Source organism: Shewanella sp. GutCb, from assembly GCF_002836135.1.
Taxonomy (GTDB): domain Bacteria; phylum Pseudomonadota; class Gammaproteobacteria; order Enterobacterales; family Shewanellaceae; genus Shewanella.
In genome coordinates this window covers 211,893-228,831 of sequence record NZ_PJBL01000016.1, presented here as the reverse complement: position 1 = coordinate 228,831, position 16,939 = coordinate 211,893, and the positions used below count along the sequence as shown (strand labels likewise).

Here is a 16,939-nt window from a genome sequence, read left to right as displayed (position 1 = left end):
TTACGTTGCTGAATTGACGGAACGACGGAATGCTGGGCAATAGCATCGGCATAATCGTGTTGTGGCCGATATAACCCAGGTGCAAGTCGAACATTGCCAGGCGCCACTCTTTCTAAGATGGGTCTCGAAAGAGAGTGAATAGCCCGTTGCTAACGCAATGGGCTTTTTTACGTCTGTGATTTGGGCGTTTTTTACGTTGCTGAATTGACGGAACGACAGAGTGCAGGGGCAGTAGCATCGGCATAATCGTGTTGTGGCCGATATAGCCAGGTGCGAATCGAACATTGTCAGGCGCCACTCTTTCTAAGATGGGTCTCGAAAGAGAGTGAACAGCCCGTTGCTAACGCAACGGGCTTTTTTACGTCTGCGATTTGGGTGTTTTTACGTTGATGAATTGCCGGAACGACAGAATGCAGGGGCAGTAGCATCGGCATAATCGTGTTGTGGCCGATATAACCCAGATGCGAATCGACCATTTTCAGGCGCCACTCTTTCTAAGATGGGTCTCGAAAGAGAGTGAACAGCCCGTTGCTAACGCAACGGGCTTTTTTACGTCTGCGATTTGGGCGTTTTTACGTTGTTGAATTGCCGGAACGATGGAATGCAGGGCAATAGCATCGGCATAATCGTGTTGTGGGCGATATAACCCAGTTGCGAATCGAACATTTTCAGGCGCCACTCTTTCTAAGATCGGTCTCGAAAGAGATTGAACAGCCCGTTGTTAATAGGGGATTATCAGCATAGAACTCTAGAAGGTGGCGTTAATTACTTCAGTTAACGCAGTATTTAGGACTTGGTCGCATAAAATATGATGACTAGATTTTACTGTCGATTATAAGCATTGGTTTATGCTTACCATGACTGACTATTCGATAGCAGAAGCTTAGTAGAGTGGTAATGGACAATGCTAAATCGACTTCTAAAATTAAGATAATATCTGTTAGATACAGATGGGATTATAGTGCCAATTAGATAGATATTCCTAAAATAGTGATAGTTGAAGCATCATGTTTAGAGTTAATCTAGAGTTCTTGTATTTTCTCGTCTAGCAACTTGGCCAGTAACGGAAATATATAGTGTGTCGAAAGAGCATAATTGGGTTTGCTTTATTGCTTTCTTGATTGAAAAAAAGGCAGTCAGAGAGTTTGCCTTAAAAAGTACTTTACCTTTTTAGTCTGTTTACGCATAGTAACGACTTCAACAGGGGTGTAGCTCCAATTGGTAGAGCGGCGGTCTCCAAAACCGCATGTTGTGAGTTCGAGTCTCCCCACCCCTGCCAAATTAGAAGAAGCCGAGCATTAGCTCGGCTTTTTTGCATCCGCTATTTTCTCACTCTTTTTTGGTGCTGCTATTTGGGCTGCTTTCTACACATTTACGCTGTTATGCGTGTGTTGACCGAAAAACCTGCAGTCGATAGCTTTTATATAAAAAAGTACTTTACCTTTTAGGTCTGTTTACGCATAATGCGTCTCGTCAACAGGGGTGTAGCTCCAATTGGTAGAGCGGCGGTCTCCAAAACCGCATGTTGTGAGTTCGAGTCTCCCCACCCCTGCCAAATTAGAAAAAGCCGAGCATTCGCTCGGCTTTTTTGCATCTGGAATTTAGAAACCTCAACGTTAGGATTAGATGGCTTCACAAGCTTGCGAGTGAACTGTTATCCTTACTCACCTTTATTCTCTTTTGAGCCAGCATGAAATCGAATGACTACTTAGATGCAATGGGGATTACCCGTTGGGTAAAAGCTAAATTGAAGGCTGAGGTATCAACCGTACTGGTGAGTCCGCGTAGGCTGACTGAGACTGACAGCCCCATCATTTCTAAAGTGCTTGAGATGCTTGGTTACGATCGTAAGCATGTACGTTTTGCCACAAGTGCTGAATCAAATTCAAAAGTCATTTGGGATATGCGCGGTAAACAAGTGGACAGCGTTGACAATATATTAATCTCGGCTCCGATTAATGAGATTGAATCTAACCCTGAAGCTAAAAAGTTACTATGGCGTAATATGCAGCCCTTTATCGTTAAAAAGGATTCAGAGTGACCGTTATCCCTCTTACTGAACTATCGACGCCTGAGATGGCGCTAATAGCGGCCAGTGCGCATAGTCACCCGATGTCTGAGTCGACAATAAAGAGTTGCTTTGGGCCTTTGTATACTTGCTTAGGTGTATATGAAGGCGATGAGTTGTGTGGCTTTGCGATATTGCATCAGATTTTTGAAGATGCGACCTTAATGGATATCTGTGTTGAGCTTAAGCATCAAGGTAAAGGTTACGGCAAAGCCTTGCTTGATACTGTGATTAGACAAGCTCAAGCTAAAGAGGCTGAAACGTTTATGCTTGAAGTGCGAGAGTCTGGTGTGGGTGCTAGGGCGTTATATGTAAAGGCTGGCTTTGAGCAATCAGGGGTGCGTAAAGCTTACTATAAGACCGCAGGCGAACCTGAAGATGCCATATTAATGACTTTGACCTTTTAGAACGCATAATCTGTATGAATTGTAGATAAAAAAATAGCGCCAGATAGGCGCTATTTTTTTATCTTTTTATCGCTGACACAAGTGAAGCTATTTAACTTCTTTACCTTGTGCTTGCAGGTCTGCATGGTAGCTTGAGCGAACTAAAGGTCCACAAGCTGCATGGGTAAATCCAATGCTTTCTGCTAATACTTTTAACTCATCAAACTCTGCTGGAGGCACGTAGCGCTCGACTGGCAGATGGAATTTTGATGGTTGCAAGTATTGACCTAAGGTTAGCATCTCAACATTGTGAGCCCGAAGATCGTGCAGCACTTGCGCTATCTCTTCGTTAGTTTCACCCAATCCCATCATTAGCCCTGATTTTGTCGGTATGTCAGGATGACGATCTTTAAACTTCTTAAGTAGATCGAGTGACCATTGGTAGTTCGCACCTGGTCGCGCTTTACGATAGTGCATCGGCGCTGTTTCTAAGTTGTGGTTAAACACATCTGGCGGCTCAGTCGCTAAAATCTCGAGCGCTTTATCGATGCGGCCACGGAAATCAGGCACTAAGGTTTCAATCTTAATTTCAGGATTTAATACGCGGATTTCGCGAATACAATCAGCAAAGTGTTGTGCACCACCATCACGCAGGTCATCACGGTCTACTGAGGTGATTACCACGTACTTAAGCTTCATATCCTTGATGGTTTGAGCTAGTTTCTTCGGCTCTTCTCCATCAGGCTTTAGTGGGCGTCCGTGTGCAACGTCGCAGAAAGGACAACGTCGAGTACAGATAGCACCCAAAATCATAAAGGTGGCTGTACCGTGGTTGAAACACTCAGACAGGTTAGGGCATGACGCTTCTTCGCAAACTGAGTGCAAACCATTCTTACGTAGGGCTTGTTTTATCTCTGTAATACGCTGATTAGAAGCGGGTAGCTTAACGCGCAGCCAATCGGGCTTTCTCAGCATGGTGTCGCGCTCAGAAGGGACAACTTTCACTGGAATGCGGGAAACCTTGTCTGCGTCTCTTAACTTAACGCCAGGTTGTAATCTTTCAGGCCTATTCATAATGATTCTGGTAATCCTTGATGATGAACTAGATTGCTTAAACCAAGCTCGTGGCTAAGGGTTTCTATTAACTGTTTTCCAGCTTCTTCGACAGTTTGTGGTCCACCGAGCTGTTTGCATTGGATCATCTCCATTCCGGCATACCCACATGGGTTGATGCGTTGAAAGGGGGACATGTCCATATCTACATTGAGAGCCAATCCATGGAAAGAGCATCCTTTTCTAATCCGTAGACCGAGTGATGCAATTTTTCGTTCTTCCACATACACGCCAGGTGCATCAGCTTTAGCATAAGCTTCTACATCATAACGTTTGAGCATGTTGACAATACTTTGTTCAATATGAGTGACGAGTTGTCGTACACCCACTTTGAGTCGTTTAATATCTAACAGAGGATAAACAACCAATTGTCCTGGGCCGTGGTAAGTCACCTGACCGCCGCGGTCAACTTGGATAACTGGGATGTCTCCAGGATTGAGGATATGCTCACTCTTGCCAGCTTGGCCTTGAGTAAAGACGGGCGTATGTTCAACAATCCAGATCTCGTCAGGACTGTTTTCATCGCGATTATCTGTGTAGTGCTGCATCGCATGCCACACTGATTCGTAATCTTGCTTACCAAGATGTCGAATATGCAAAACGCTTTCTAGCAAGGGCAACCTCTCCCCCAAATATAAGTGTGGCTATTATACGCCTCAATTTGATAAATGTAAGACAGATCACATTTATCAGCAACGAGTAATATTTATAAGACGCGTTTAACACCCTCTATTTTGGCAAGTTCGACGTATAAAATTTCTACATGTTCTTTACTAAGGACCGTTACTCGAATGGTGATTGAGTGATAAGTGCCTTTACTTGAGACTTTCGTGCTTGGCGAGTAATCGCCTGGAGCATGTTGTTGGACAACAGAAACAACACGTTCGGCTAAAGTTTCGTGAGCTTCACCGACAACTTTGAATGGAAATGAGTTTGGGAATTCCATTAATTCATCAAATTTAGTATCTAACATTTTTTTACTCTCAGCAATTTCTCTAACTGTTATATGGTGTCAATTATAGCGAATTCAAGTGTACTAATACCAATTGCATTAAGTATCTGTTCATTCAGTGGGAGTTCAAAGCGCTGAAGGCAAGTCGGAAGCTTGAAGTTAATAGTTATTCTATAGCAAGAGATTCTGCCGCAGCATGCAGCGCTTTGAAACCCACCCAAAGGGAAGCACTCAGGCATTCCACTTCTGCTTTACATTGGCTCACAAGGGAATACCATTCTCTCGCCAATGTACCTTGAATTGAAAAGGTTGAGCGTTTCTGAATTGACGACTTACTTAATGCAATTGGTTCTAGGTAATATCAAAGCTATTAAACGCAAAAAGCCACCCTGAGGTGGCTTATAATCGCGTTTGTCTGATTAGCTCAACCAACCTTCAAACATCTGCTTAAAGTAATCCATGAGTTGACTAAACCAACTGCCCTCGTTCACTTCTTGTAATGTTACAAGTGGGAACTGCGCAATATCCTTACCATTTAACTGGAAGTAGATGCGACCAACCGTTTCGCCTTTGGCGATAGGCGCTTTAAGCTCTTTGGTTAGCTCAAAGTTGGCTTGTAGGTTTTTGGCTTGCCCACGGCTAATCGTGATGGGTGTATCAGTGGTAACGCCAAGATCAATGGTTTCTCTATCGCCATACCAAATTTTTTGAGTAACGAAACTATCACCTGCTTGGTAAGGAGTGACGGTTTCGAAAAAGCGGAAGCCGTAATTAAGCAGCTTTTTACTCTCTGCTTTACGAGCTGACTCACTCTTGGTACCCATGACGACTGAAATAAGACGCATGCCATCTTTGGTCGCTGAAGTCACAAGGTTATAGCCTGCGCCAGAGGTGTGGCCAGTCTTTATACCGTCGACATTTAGGCTCTTGTCCCACAAAAGACCGTTGCGGTTATATTGCTTGATGCCATTATAAGTAAAGGATTTTTCTTTGTAGACTGCATATTCATCAGGCACATCACGAATGATAGCAGCGCCTAAGATAGCCATATCATAAGCTGTGCTTTTATGGTTCTCTGAATCAAGTCCGTGGGAGTTTTCAAAATAACTATCTTGCATGCCTAATTGTTTTGCCCATGAGTTCATCAGGTCAACAAAGCCGTCTTCTGTACCGGCGATATGCTCAGCCATTGCGACACAAGCGTCATTACCAGATTGAATGATAATGCCTTTGTTAAGCTCTGCCACCGAAACAGTTTTACCGACTTCGATAAACATTTTTGATGAATCAGGGAAGTTCTTTGACCAAGCTTTTTTACTAATAGTCACTTCATCTGAAGGTGATACGTTGCCAACTTTTATCTCATGACCAATGACATAACTGGTCATCATTTTAGTTAAGCTCGCAGGATTAAGGCTTTCGTATGCATTGTTTTCTGCAATGATCTGCCCGGTATTGTAATCCAACAAGACATAGGCTTTAGCCGCAACAGTCGGTGCATTTGGTGTCATAACTGGGGCAGCTTGTGCAGAAAATGCGGCGATTGAGGTCGCGAGCAAAAGCGTTTTTATAGGTTGGTCTAATAAGTTCATATTAATCATGCACGTCTTTATTTTTAGGAATGATGAAAGCGAAGTTCCGCAAAGTATATCATTAGTCGACAAGCTAATTCGCGCTAGGTTCATTAATCTTGTTTCATTCAGTTATCAAGTAGCTTTGTGGATAACCTTGCTGTTTGAGTGTTTCTGTCAGTTTGCTCGCTAACTGCGCTTGTCCAATCGGACCAAGCTGCAAGCGGTATAGATTGTTAGATTCTTGCAACCGGCTGTTTACTTGGTATTTTTTTTCAAGATCTTTAGCTAAGGTTTCTAGGCGTGTTTTGTTAGAAGACGCCACAATTTGGATAAAATGTAGTTCAGTCCCTTTAAGTTCTGCTAATGCAATAGATTCCGGGTTGGCAATGTAGATCACTTCAAGGCTTACATTGGCGGTGCCGGTTTTTAGCATGTCGAGTCTATGGGCGGCAGCATAGGATAAATCAATGAGTCGGTCTTCATGAAAAGGGCCGCGATCATTGACTCGAACAATGACACTTTTATTATTTTTTAGGTTAGTGACCCTCACATAACTCGGCAGTGGCAAGCTTTTGTGTGCCGCTGACATTGAGTACATATCATAGGTTTCACCATTAGAAGTTAAATGGCCATGAAACTTAGCGCCATACCAGGAGGCAATGCCTTTTTCTTGATAGCCTTGGCTGCTATCCATGACTTGATAGTTTTTACCGCGAACAGTGTAATTAGTCTTATTGCCGCCACGGCTATAGGGTTCAAACTTTGGATGAGCGTCTTCGACTTTTGATACGTCTGGCGCCGTTGCTGGCGCTTTATCATCGGCAATATCGTAGCGGCTGTTTTGGTTGCTGCTAGAGCAAGCAGCCAAAATAGCGGCTAATAAGATAACAACAAGGGCGTTAGTGCGCTGCATAAGCTTGTTCAAGTTCCTGGCTAAACTGGTATACCGCCATCGCATAAAGAGGGCTTCGATTATAACGGGTGATGACGTAGAAATTCTTTAAGCCTAGCCAGTACTCATCTTTGTCAGTTTGTTCTAGCTTAACCACTAGTGCGGGTTGAGATACATCTATATCCATCGATTTAGCAAGCGCTACACTGGGTGATAAAATATCCGCAATCGTGTAGTGCATCTTCTCTCCAGCCCATGTTTTTACCGCAGCAGGCAGTTCTTTAGTCAAGGTTAATTTTACTGCCACTGGCTGGTTTTGTTGCCAGCCATGTTGATGAAAGTAATTTGCGACGCTGCCAATAGCATCAACCGGACTATTGAGTAGATCTCGACTGCCATCATTATCAAAGTCTACGGAGTAGTGACGGTAACTCGAGGGGATAAACTGGCCAAATCCCATCGCACCGGCATACGAGCCTTTTAGGCTATTGATATCAAGCTTCTCTTCTTTTACTAATGCTTGCAGGTTAGCAAACTCACTGCGGAAGAAGGTTGCTCTCGGGGGGTAATGAAACCCTAATGTGTATAAAGCGTCTTTAACCGGGTAGTTGCCCATATAACCGCCGTAAAAAGTTTCTATTCCGATTATGGCGACAATTATTTGCGGATCAACATTGAACTCTTTAGCGGCTTTATCGATGGTTTCGGCATGTTCTTTCCAGAATGCTAGCCCTGCCGCGAGACGTTTTTCGGTAAGAAAAATCGGATAGTATTGGTGCCAAGGTTTAGCTTCCCAAGGCTTGGTCATAGCGTCAATAACGGCTTGGTTAAATTCCGCATTATCAATAAAGGCTTTAGTTTCGGCATCACTAAAGCCTTTAGCGCTTTGTGTTTGAATAAACTCAGCTTTTAGCTCATCGACAGAGGGTTCTATGACGTTTGCGAATGCGGAAGCCGACAAAATGGTGAGCGCTAAGGGTGTTATAAAACGGTTTAACAGTGTCATCTGCTATACAATCCTCAATGTCGATTAAACGTTTACGGCGATACCTGAATACGGTAAACACTATCGAGTTAATATTTGTTTTCGGTTGCTGTGAAGGTTATCTATCGATGAATCGTCTGTGAGTATGAATACTCATTAGAATCCCAAATCCAGTCATCAATGTCAGCATGGATGTACCACCATAACTGATTAACGGCAGTGGTACACCTACCACAGGCAATATGCCTGAAACCATGCCTATATTTACAAAAATATAAACAAAGAAGGTTAAGGTTATGCTGCCCGCTAATAATCGAGCAAAACTAGTTTGGGCGCGTGAAGCGATAACGAGTCCGCGGCCGATGACATAAAGATACAGAGTCAACAGTAACAAGCTTCCGATAAGACCGAATTCTTCACCAATGACGGCGAAGATGAAGTCCGTATGACGCTCAGGTAAAAACTCGAGTTGAGATTGAGTACCCTCTAGCCAACCTTTGCCCCAAAGCCCACCAGAACCGATAGCAATTTTAGATTGAATGATATGGTAGCCGGCACCAAGAGGGTCTTTTTCTGGATTCAGTAGCGTTAGAACGCGGGTTCGCTGGTAATCGTGCATGAAGAAAAACCATAGCGCGGGTAACATGGCTAACACCGAACCGATAAACCCGCCGACAATTCGCCAGCTCATGCCGGATAGAAACAATACAAATATACCTGATGCCGCGACCAAAATAGAGGTGCCTAGGTCGGGCTGCTTGGCGATAAGTAAGGTTGGCACCAGTAAAATGACGATAGCGCCGGCTAAATAGCGTTTTTTAGGCGGCAGTGGGAACTTACTGATATACCAAGCCATGGTGATCGGGAAAGCGAGTTTCATTAACTCAGAAGGCTGGAACTCCATAAAGCCAAGATTGAGCCAGCGCTGTGCTCCTTTATTAATCTCGCCAAAAAAATGTACTCCAAGTAGCAATATTATTCCCGTAATGTAGATGGGGAACGCCCAGCGGCGAAAAACTTCAGGGTTTATTTGCGCGACGGCAAACATGATCACCAGAGACAAGCCCATACGCACTAATTGGCGGTCCATTAAGGCTAAGTCTTCACCGCCAGCGGAGTAGATAACAAATAGCCCAAAGCCCATTAATGCTAATAGTCCAATGAGCAAAGGCAGATCAATATGTAGGCGCTGCCATATATTTTGCCGATGGTTGTGTGCACTCATTCTTTTTTGTCCCATGAATCTCTTAGTAAATACTCATCAAGTAGAGCCCGTGCTACAGGGCCGGCATTCTTACCACCCCAACCCGCATTTTCAAGCACTACAGCCAGTACTATCGTGGGGTTCTCATAGGGTGCATAGGCAATAACCAATGCATTGTCTCGTAAGCGTTCATCAATGGTATCAGCGTCATACTTAGCATCTTCTGCCAGACTGAACACTTGAGCTGTACCTGTTTTCATTGCAGCAGTATATTTGGCATCTTTGAAACGAGATTTGTGCGCGGTGTCCCGCATAGCTTCACTAATGATGTCCCAGTTCTTTGGATTGTTAAGCACAATGGGAGCCAGTTCGTCTGTGGGCGAATCAATTTTGGCAGTTTGGTCTTGAATTGATTTAAGTAGATGCGGTACAAAACGGCGGCCTTTATTGGCCATAATAGTTGCAGCATTTGCCAGCTGTAGTGGGGTTGTAGTCCAGTACCCCTGACCAATACCCACGGAAATGGTATCACCAATATACCAAGGCTGATTATAGCGCAGACGTTTCCAATCTTTAGATGGCATGATACCGGCGGATTCTTCATAGATATCGATACCCGTACGCTCACCAAACCCAAAGGGTTCCATAAATTTGGCAATGGCATCGACCCCTGTTTTATAGGCTAAATCATAGAAATAGGTATCGCAGGAACCAACGATAGCGCTGTTAACATCAACCCAGCCATGACCCCAACGCTTCCAATCTCGGTATTTGCGTTCAACCCCTGGGATCTGCCAAAAACCAGGATCCCAAATACGGGTTTTTGGTGTGATAGCCTTACTTTCTAGCCCCAGTAGCGCAAGGTGTGGTTTCACCGTCGATGCTGGAGCATATTGGCCTTGGGTTGCACGGTTAATTAATGGACGTGATGTTGAATTGAGCAGCTTGTTATAAGCTTTACTGCTAATACCGTGAACAAATGGGTTTGGATCGTAAGTTGGACTTGATAAAAGAGCTAAAATTCCGCCATCGCGTGGATCAATAGCAACCACCGAACCACGGCGACCATTGAGTAATTCCATGGCCTTTTTTTGCAGATTAAGGTCTAAGGTTAGGTATATATCTTGGCCAGGAACCGGTGGCTCTGATTTTAATGTACGAATGGTACGACCGCGGTTATTGACCTCTTCTTCCAGATGACCTGGTTTACCGAGTAGCATGCTTTCGTAGAATTTTTCTATACCCAGTTTGCCAATATCTTTGGTGGCGGCGTAGCGGCTCCACTGATTATTTTTCTCAAGCGATGTTCTGTCGCGACCGTTGATTCTTCCAACGTAGCCCAACGCATGAGTCATTAGGCCATTATAAGGGTAATGGCGTTTTAACCCCGCTTCTATCGAAATACCAGGGAATCGATGTTGATTAACACTAAACTCCGCGACTTGCTCTTCAGTCAATTTATTCTTTATGGTGAGAGGTTTAAAGCGGCGGTGGTATTTAAGTGCTTCAATGACACTCTCTTTTTCATCATCAGTGAGAGAGACTATTTGGCCGAGTTTGTCCAAGGTTTCACTGATGTTGTCGACTTTTTCAGGCACCATTTCCAAAGAGAAGAAAGGTTGATTTTCGGCAAGTAGCTGTCCATTACGGTCGTATATAAGACCTCGACTCGGGGCTACAGGTACGACCCTGATCCGGTTATCGTTGGATCGTGTTTCATAATCGTTGTATGAGAGGATTTGCAGCTGATACAGATTGACGAAAAGTATGCTCAGCAGAATGAAAACACAAAGGAAAGTAAAAAGAGCGCGACGTTTAAACAGCGAGGCCTCAGCTGCATGGTCGTTCATGGTGATGCGCTTTCTAGGGGACACTTACATTTTCTCCTGCTCAAAAAAAGGTGCCAGGCACATATCTTATTCCCGTAAAGGTAAGACTAACTGAATGTAAAGTCGATATTATTCTCTATGGTAGGGATGATTATTATTAATGCTCCAGCCTCGGTAAAGACTTTCTGCAACAATCACTCTTACCAAAGGGTGAGGAAGGGTTAACGCTGATAAACACCAACTTTGCGCTGCTGCTTGTTTACAGTCAGGAGATAAACCCTCGGGGCCGCCAATTAACAGACTGACATCTCGGCCATCGAGTAGCCATTTGTTCATCTGTTGCGCCAGTTCTGGAGTCTTCAGGTTTTTACCTGGAAGATCGAGGCTGACAATATGGTTACCCTTAGGGATTGCCGCCAACATTAACTCGCCCTCTTTTTGGAGGATACGAGTTATATCGGCATTTTTACCGCGTTTGCCAGCAGGGATTTCAATTAACTCAAGCGCCATATCCCGAGGGAATCGGCGCTGATATTCTTTAAAACCTGTTTCGACCCAATCTGGCATGCGGGTCCCTACTGCAACTAACTGAATTTTCATTATTCAGGTTTTTCTGACCATAGCTTTTCAAGCTGGTAGAAGTCGCGAGTTTGATCTTGCATTACGTGCATGATCACATCGCCTAGGTCAACAAGAACCCATTCGCTGCTCTCACGGCCTTCGACACCTAAAATCTTTAGGCCAGCACGCTTTGATTCAACCACTAAGTTCTCTGCGATTGATTTTACATGAGTTTTTGAGTTACCTGTACAAACCACCATAAAATCGGCGATGTTAGATTTCTCTGATATGTCCATGACGACAATATCTTTAGCTTTAAGGTCTTCAACCTTATCGATTACAAATTGCTTTAGCTCGGCGCTTTCCACGCGGATACCCCATTAATTTTTAGACAGCGCGATAGTATAGCAGGTTATAGGGTTTAGATTAATAGCGAAGCTTAGAAATAATGAGATTAGCCGTGAAGATTTTTGTGGCCAGCACTAAGCCTTTGAGCCATATAGTCTATGCTGCTTTATATACAACTGGACACTGGTGGGTAATGCCTCATCAACCGATAAGCCCTTGCTAATATCGGCGCGTATCTGAGTTGACGAAAACGGCTGCTCTGTGATTGATACGCAAAAAATACCGCCGGTTTTTGGCCTGCTTTCTACTGCTGTTATTGCACTCTGTTGAGCTAACACCGTTTGCATTGGGTGCTCATCTGATAGTGTCCATCCTGGTCGCTGACACACAACTAAGTGGCACAAATCAAATAGGCTCTGCCATTGATACCAGCTCTGTAATCCTAAAAATGAATCCATCCCCATTAAAAAATAAAACTCATGCATTGGGTATTGTTGTTTTAATGCCGTGAGCGTGGTGACGGTATAGGAGGGGGTTTCTCGACTGGCTTCAATTGCGCATAGTTGGAGTTGTGGAAATTCATTACATACCGCTTGCGCCATTGCCAATCGGTCATCAGTGCTGACATGGGTGCTGTTTTTGTGCGGCGGAATATGATTTGGCATTAGCCAGATCTCATCCAACTCAAGCTGTTGCTGCACCTCCATCGCCGGACGAAGATGACCAAAATGCAAGGGGTCGAAGGTACCGCCTAGAATGCCTATTTTCATGATTAGTCTATGGCTATATGTTCAAGTGCTTTATGAGCTTTAGCATCAAAAAGCAGACTTACATGGCTAAGTCCGGTCCAGTCTTCTATGCCTTGCTGCTTAAGTTTTAGCTCTAGTACCGATGAGGTTGAAAGCAGCGTTTTGACTTGCGACAGTGATAAACGCTTGAGTGCCTGTTGATATAAGGGCTTACGTTTGTCCCAGATGCGTAGCTTGCTCCAAAGGGCTTGTATTGGTTGGCCGCTGGTTTCCGCTGTTTTGAGCTGCAGCAAAACGGCCAACTCTTTGAATAGTGACCAGAGTATGATTGGCATTGCCACTCCCTCACTTTTTAGCTGTGACAGAATATGTTGCGCTTTGTCTTGTTGGTTACTCAACATGGCATCGGTTAGCTGGAAAACACTAAACCGCGACTGATCTTCAAAATACTGAGTTAACTGCTCCGGTTCAATCGGCGCTGTTGGGCTGAGTAACTGCAGTAACTGCAACGCTTGATCCGCGGCAAGTAAATTGCCTTCATATAATGCAAATAGCATCTCTCGGGAATCACGAGATAAAGACAATGCATAATGGCTGATCCGAGTATCAAGCCAACGCTGAAACTGTGCGCCTTCTGGGGTGATACACGGAACATAAACGCCTTTAGCGTCTAGGGATTTGAACCATTTACTCTTGGTTTGTTCTGCAGCAAGTTTAGGGCCCGTTAAAATCAACAATACATCAGGATTATCCATCTGCATTAAAGATTGGAACATGGCGCTACCTTCAGTGCCTGGTTTTGCCGTCGGCAGTGTGAGTTCAATAATACGGCGACTGGAGAACAAGCTCATGGCTTGCCATTGCTCGATTAACTCATTCCAATTGAAACCAGTTTCCTGGGTTAATTGAATTTTCTCATCGAAGCCTTGCTGTTTAGCGACTTGGTACAATGCAATTCGGCTTTGTTCACATAGCCAAGGGTCATCACCAAAAATAAGGCAGCATTGTGGCAAGGGGCTGATATTTCGCAGCAATTGATCTGGGTATACCCGCATCAATTAACCTCTATAGTAGCCAAAGTCTGAATAATACGATCGGCAGCTTGATTGCGCATCTCTTTGAGCAGCAATTGCATCTCGCGGCTCTTTGCTAGCGCAGTACGCGGATCGTCCAAATAATCACGGTGAATATCAACTTCAAAACGCTGAGATTCAGCATTTGGCAGTTGCACAGCAAAAGAGACTTGGTAGATCAACTCATACTCAGCCACGTTACCTGTTGGATAAATAGACAGCGTTGAACGGTCTAGTGAGTCGCTAATAATGCGAACGGTTGGGATCTCATCTGTTGGCTCAACAACGGCAATACGGTTAAGTCTTAAACGTTCACGCACGAGACGAGTTAATTCACTGTATTCGTCTTGGCTGCTTAAGCTCAATGTTTGCAGCTGTTCAGGGATAGAGTAGCTTCCCTGTAATTTAAAGCCGCAACCCGCACTGAGCAGTACGCTCAGTGCTAAGGTTACTAAAAATATGCGTTTAATTAGCATAAGCTTTGTTTAGTCTTCCTTGTTTGCATTGTCGGTGTGCAAAGCAAATTAGCCTGCATTTAGTTAGCTACAATGTTGAGCAATTTGCCCGGGATGTAGATAACTTTACGAACAGTTTTGCCTTCAGTGTGCTTAACCACACCCTCTTCAGCCAACCCTGTCGCTTCAACTTCTTCTTTGCTTGCATCTGCTGCAACAGTAATTTTAGCGCGTAGCTTACCGTTAACTTGCACGATAATAAGCTTGCTGTCTTCAACCAGTGCTGCTTCGTCTACTTCTGGCCAAAGTACGTCTTCAATCGCACCGGTATTGCCCAGTTCATTCCACAAGCTAAAGCTAGTGTGAGGAATGATAGGGTAAAGCAAACGCGTCACAGCGCTTAATGCTTCTTGCATCAATGCTCTGTCTTGTTCAGTGTCAGTGGCAGCTTTTTGTAAGCGGTTCATCAATTCCATCACCGACGCGATAGCAGTGTTGAACATTTGACGACGCTCAATATCATCACCCACTTTAGCAATGGTTTTATGCAGTTCACGGCGCAGCTCTTTTTGAGCAGCGTTAAGTGACTTTAAATCTAATTCTACAGTTGGACCCGCGGCAACATGATCATGTGCTGTTTTCCACAAACGCTTAATAAAGCGATGTGCACCTTCAACACTCGACTCTTGCCATTCAAGCGTTAGCTCTGGTGGCGCGGCGAATATCATGAATAAACGAACGGTGTCAGCACCGTACTTATTGACCATCTCTTGTGGGTCAATACCGTTATTCTTAGACTTAGACATTTTGCTCATACCAGTATAAACCAGCTCATGACCTTCGCTGTCTACGGCTTTAACAGTACGGCCTTTATCATCAGTCTCAAGCACTGTGACATCGCTTGGGGCAACCCAAACGCGTGCGCCTTTTGCATTGTTATAGTAGTAAGCATCAGCCAGTACCATACCTTGAGTCAGTAGACGCTTAGCGGGCTCGTCAGAGTTCACTAGACCTGAATCGCGTAACAATTTGTGGAAGAAGCGGAAATACAATAGGTGCATACAAGCGTGCTCAATGCCACCAATGTATTGATCGACTGGCAACCAGTAGTTAGCTTTAGCAGGATCTAGCATTTCATCGGCATGAGGACTGCAGTAACGCGCGTAGTACCAAGATGACTCCATAAAGGTATCGAAGGTATCTGTTTCGCGGAAAGCTTCCTGACCATTAACTTGCGTTTTTGCCCACTCTTTGTCAGCTTTAATAGGACTCTGAATCCCATCCATGACGACATCTTCAGGCAAGATAACAGGAAGTTGATCTTCAGGTGTTGGGATAATGGTTCCATCAGCCAAGGTGACCATCGGAATGGGTGCGCCCCAGTAACGTTGGCGTGAAACACCCCAGTCGCGTAGACGGAAGTTCACTTGACGTTTACCTTTGCCTTCAGCTACTAGCTTGGCATCAATGGCATCAAACGCTGCTTGAAAATCAAGACCGTCAAATTCAGCTGAATTAAACAGTACACCTTTATCAGTGTAAGCCTCTTCGCTGATATCAAGTTCGCTATCAATAGGCTTAACAACGCCTTCGATGGTTAGGCCGTATTTTTTGGCAAATTCATAATCACGTTGATCGTGTGCCGGGACCGACATAACAGCGCCAGTACCGTAGTTCATTAATACAAAGTTACCGACCCAGATAGGCACTTCTTTACCGGTTAGCGGGTGAATAGCATTAAGACCGGTAGCAACGCCTTTTTTCTCCATTGCAGCCATAGCCGCTTCAGTAGTATCAGCGTTTTTACACTCTTCGATAAAATCAGCAAGGGCAGGGTTATTCGCTGCAGCTTGCTCTGCTAATGGATGAGCGGCTGCAATAGCAACGTAAGTGACTCCCATAACAGTATCTGGGCGAGTGGTATAGATATCGAAGCTCTGGTCGCTATTAGCAACCTGGAACGTCATTTCGATACCTTCACTGCGGCCAATCCAGTTGCGCTGCATGGTCTTAACTTGCTCAGGCCATTCGTCTAACTGGTCGAGGTCATTAAGAAGCTCATCGGCATACTCAGTGATCTTAATGAACCACTGTGGGATCTCTTTTTGCTCTACAGTAGTATCACAGCGCCAGCAGCAGCCGTCGATGACTTGCTCGTTCGCGAGAACGGTTTCATCATTTGGACACCAATTAACCGATGCCGTCTTCTTGTAAACGAGGCCTTTCTCGTAAAGTTTGGTGAAAAACCATTGTTCCCAACGGTAATACTCAGGTGTACAAGTGGCTATTTCACGTGACCAGTCATAACCAAAGCCAAGCATTTTAAGCTGGTTCTTCATGTAGTCGATGTTTTCATAAGTCCATGGCGCAGGCGCGGTATTATTTTTGATTGCCGCATTCTCTGCAGGCAGGCCAAAAGAGTCCCAACCGATAGGTTGCAGAACATTTTTGCCTTGCAGTCGTTGGTAACGAGCAACAACATCACCTATGGTGTAGTTACGCACATGGCCCATATGGAGTCGACCTGAAGGGTAAGGAAACATAGAAAGGCAGTAAAACTTTTCTTTGTTTTCATCTTCGGTAACTTCAAATGTCTTTTCATCTTTCCAGTGCTGTTGCACTTTTGCTTCAATTTCAGAAGGAGTATATTGCTCTTGCATCAATGTATTTCCGGCCATTGTTTGATCTAGCGCTGTTTATGCGCGAGTTATATCGACATAGAATAAACTAGAAGTGAGTCATTAAAAAGG

18 protein-coding genes and 2 tRNA genes are annotated in these 16,939 nt (G+C 44.4%); 4 read left to right on the top strand and 16 right to left on the bottom strand.

Annotated elements, in window-relative coordinates; all coding sequences use genetic code 11:
• Positions 1–287: 287 nt before the first annotated feature.
• Positions 288–476 (bottom strand): hypothetical protein, encoded by a 189-nt coding sequence (locus CXF86_RS09570; protein WP_102038835.1) that lies wholly within the window; start codon positions 474–476, stop codon positions 288–290.
• Between the two features lie 2 nt (positions 477–478).
• Positions 479–679 carry a hypothetical protein gene (locus CXF86_RS09565; protein WP_102038834.1) on the bottom strand — a complete coding sequence of 67 codons (201 nt, stop codon included), beginning with the start codon at positions 677–679 and terminating at the stop codon, positions 479–481.
• Positions 680–1,202: 523 nt separating this feature from the next.
• Here CXF86_RS09565 and CXF86_RS09560 point away from each other — a divergent pair.
• The 4 genes from CXF86_RS09560 (at position 1,203) to rimI (ending at position 2,475) form a co-directional block, all read left to right on the top strand.
• Positions 1,203–1,279: transfer RNA gene (locus tag CXF86_RS09560), tRNA-Trp, on the top strand.
• Positions 1,280–1,478: 199 nt separating this feature from the next.
• A tRNA-Trp gene (locus tag CXF86_RS09555) sits at positions 1,479–1,555 on the top strand.
• A gap of 135 nt (positions 1,556–1,690) precedes the next feature.
• Positions 1,691–2,041, top strand: coding sequence for a DNA polymerase III subunit psi (locus CXF86_RS09550; RefSeq protein ID WP_101089906.1), 351 nt, complete (start codon positions 1,691–1,693; stop codon positions 2,039–2,041).
• A gap of 35 nt (positions 2,042–2,076) precedes the next feature.
• Entirely contained in the window at positions 2,077–2,475 is a 399-nt protein-coding gene (gene rimI, locus CXF86_RS09545) for a ribosomal protein S18-alanine N-acetyltransferase (RefSeq protein ID WP_102038844.1), read from the top strand.
• An 87-nt stretch (positions 2,476–2,562) separates the two neighbouring features.
• Here the strand turns inward: rimI and lipA are convergent, their stop codons facing one another.
• The 14 genes from lipA to leuS all read right to left on the bottom strand — a co-directional run bounded on the left by lipA (position 2,563) and on the right by leuS (position 16,849).
• Complete coding sequence (lipA, locus tag CXF86_RS09540; RefSeq protein ID WP_101089907.1) at positions 2,563–3,528, bottom strand: lipoyl synthase; 966 nt, start codon at positions 3,526–3,528, stop codon at positions 2,563–2,565.
• Positions 3,525–4,181 carry a lipoyl(octanoyl) transferase LipB gene (gene lipB, locus CXF86_RS09535; protein ID WP_101090029.1) on the bottom strand — a complete coding sequence of 219 codons (657 nt, stop codon included), beginning with the start codon at positions 4,179–4,181 and terminating at the stop codon, positions 3,525–3,527. The genes lipA and lipB overlap by 4 nt, the downstream gene beginning before the upstream one ends.
• Positions 4,182–4,273: 92 nt before the next feature.
• Positions 4,274–4,540 (bottom strand): DUF493 family protein YbeD, encoded by a 267-nt coding sequence (ybeD, locus tag CXF86_RS09530; RefSeq protein WP_101089908.1) that lies wholly within the window; start codon positions 4,538–4,540, stop codon positions 4,274–4,276.
• Positions 4,541–4,938: 398 nt separating this feature from the next.
• Positions 4,939–6,111: a serine hydrolase gene (locus CXF86_RS09525; RefSeq protein ID WP_101090030.1), complete on the bottom strand. Its 1,173-nt coding sequence runs from the start codon at positions 6,109–6,111 to the stop codon at positions 4,939–4,941.
• 103 nt (positions 6,112–6,214) lie between these two features.
• On the bottom strand, positions 6,215–7,006 hold the full coding sequence (locus CXF86_RS09520) for a septal ring lytic transglycosylase RlpA family protein (RefSeq protein ID WP_102038833.1): 792 nt from the start codon (positions 7,004–7,006) through the stop codon (positions 6,215–6,217).
• Positions 6,993–7,991, bottom strand: a complete 999-nt coding sequence (gene mltB, locus CXF86_RS09515) for a lytic murein transglycosylase B (RefSeq protein WP_102038832.1) — start codon at positions 7,989–7,991, stop codon at positions 6,993–6,995. The genes CXF86_RS09520 and mltB overlap by 14 nt, the downstream gene beginning before the upstream one ends.
• Positions 7,992–8,088: 97 nt before the next feature.
• Positions 8,089–9,195, bottom strand: coding sequence for a rod shape-determining protein RodA (rodA, locus tag CXF86_RS09510; RefSeq protein WP_101089911.1), 1,107 nt, complete (start codon positions 9,193–9,195; stop codon positions 8,089–8,091).
• A complete protein-coding gene (gene mrdA, locus CXF86_RS09505; RefSeq protein WP_102038831.1) occupies positions 9,192–11,048 on the bottom strand; it encodes a penicillin-binding protein 2 in 1,857 nt (618 codons plus the stop codon). Before mrdA ends, rodA begins: the two co-directional genes overlap by 4 nt.
• An 84-nt stretch (positions 11,049–11,132) precedes the next feature.
• Positions 11,133–11,603, bottom strand: a complete 471-nt coding sequence (gene rlmH, locus CXF86_RS09500; protein WP_101089913.1) for a 23S rRNA (pseudouridine(1915)-N(3))-methyltransferase RlmH — start codon at positions 11,601–11,603, stop codon at positions 11,133–11,135.
• On the bottom strand, positions 11,603–11,932 hold the full coding sequence (gene rsfS, locus CXF86_RS09495; protein ID WP_101089914.1) for a ribosome silencing factor: 330 nt from the start codon (positions 11,930–11,932) through the stop codon (positions 11,603–11,605). Before rsfS ends, rlmH begins: the two co-directional genes overlap by 1 nt.
• A gap of 114 nt (positions 11,933–12,046) precedes the next feature.
• Complete coding sequence (gene nadD / locus CXF86_RS09490; protein ID WP_102038830.1) at positions 12,047–12,682, bottom strand: nicotinate-nucleotide adenylyltransferase; 636 nt, start codon at positions 12,680–12,682, stop codon at positions 12,047–12,049.
• A gap of 2 nt (positions 12,683–12,684) precedes the next feature.
• Entirely contained in the window at positions 12,685–13,716 is a 1,032-nt protein-coding gene (holA, locus tag CXF86_RS09485; protein ID WP_101089916.1) for a DNA polymerase III subunit delta, read from the bottom strand.
• Complete coding sequence (gene lptE / locus CXF86_RS09480) at positions 13,716–14,210, bottom strand: LPS-assembly lipoprotein LptE (RefSeq protein WP_101089917.1); 495 nt, start codon at positions 14,208–14,210, stop codon at positions 13,716–13,718. The genes holA and lptE overlap by 1 nt, the downstream gene beginning before the upstream one ends.
• Before the next feature lie 59 nt (positions 14,211–14,269).
• Positions 14,270–16,849: a leucine--tRNA ligase gene (gene leuS, locus CXF86_RS09475; protein WP_102038843.1), complete on the bottom strand. Its 2,580-nt coding sequence runs from the start codon at positions 16,847–16,849 to the stop codon at positions 14,270–14,272.
• Positions 16,850–16,939: the final 90 nt, after the last annotated feature.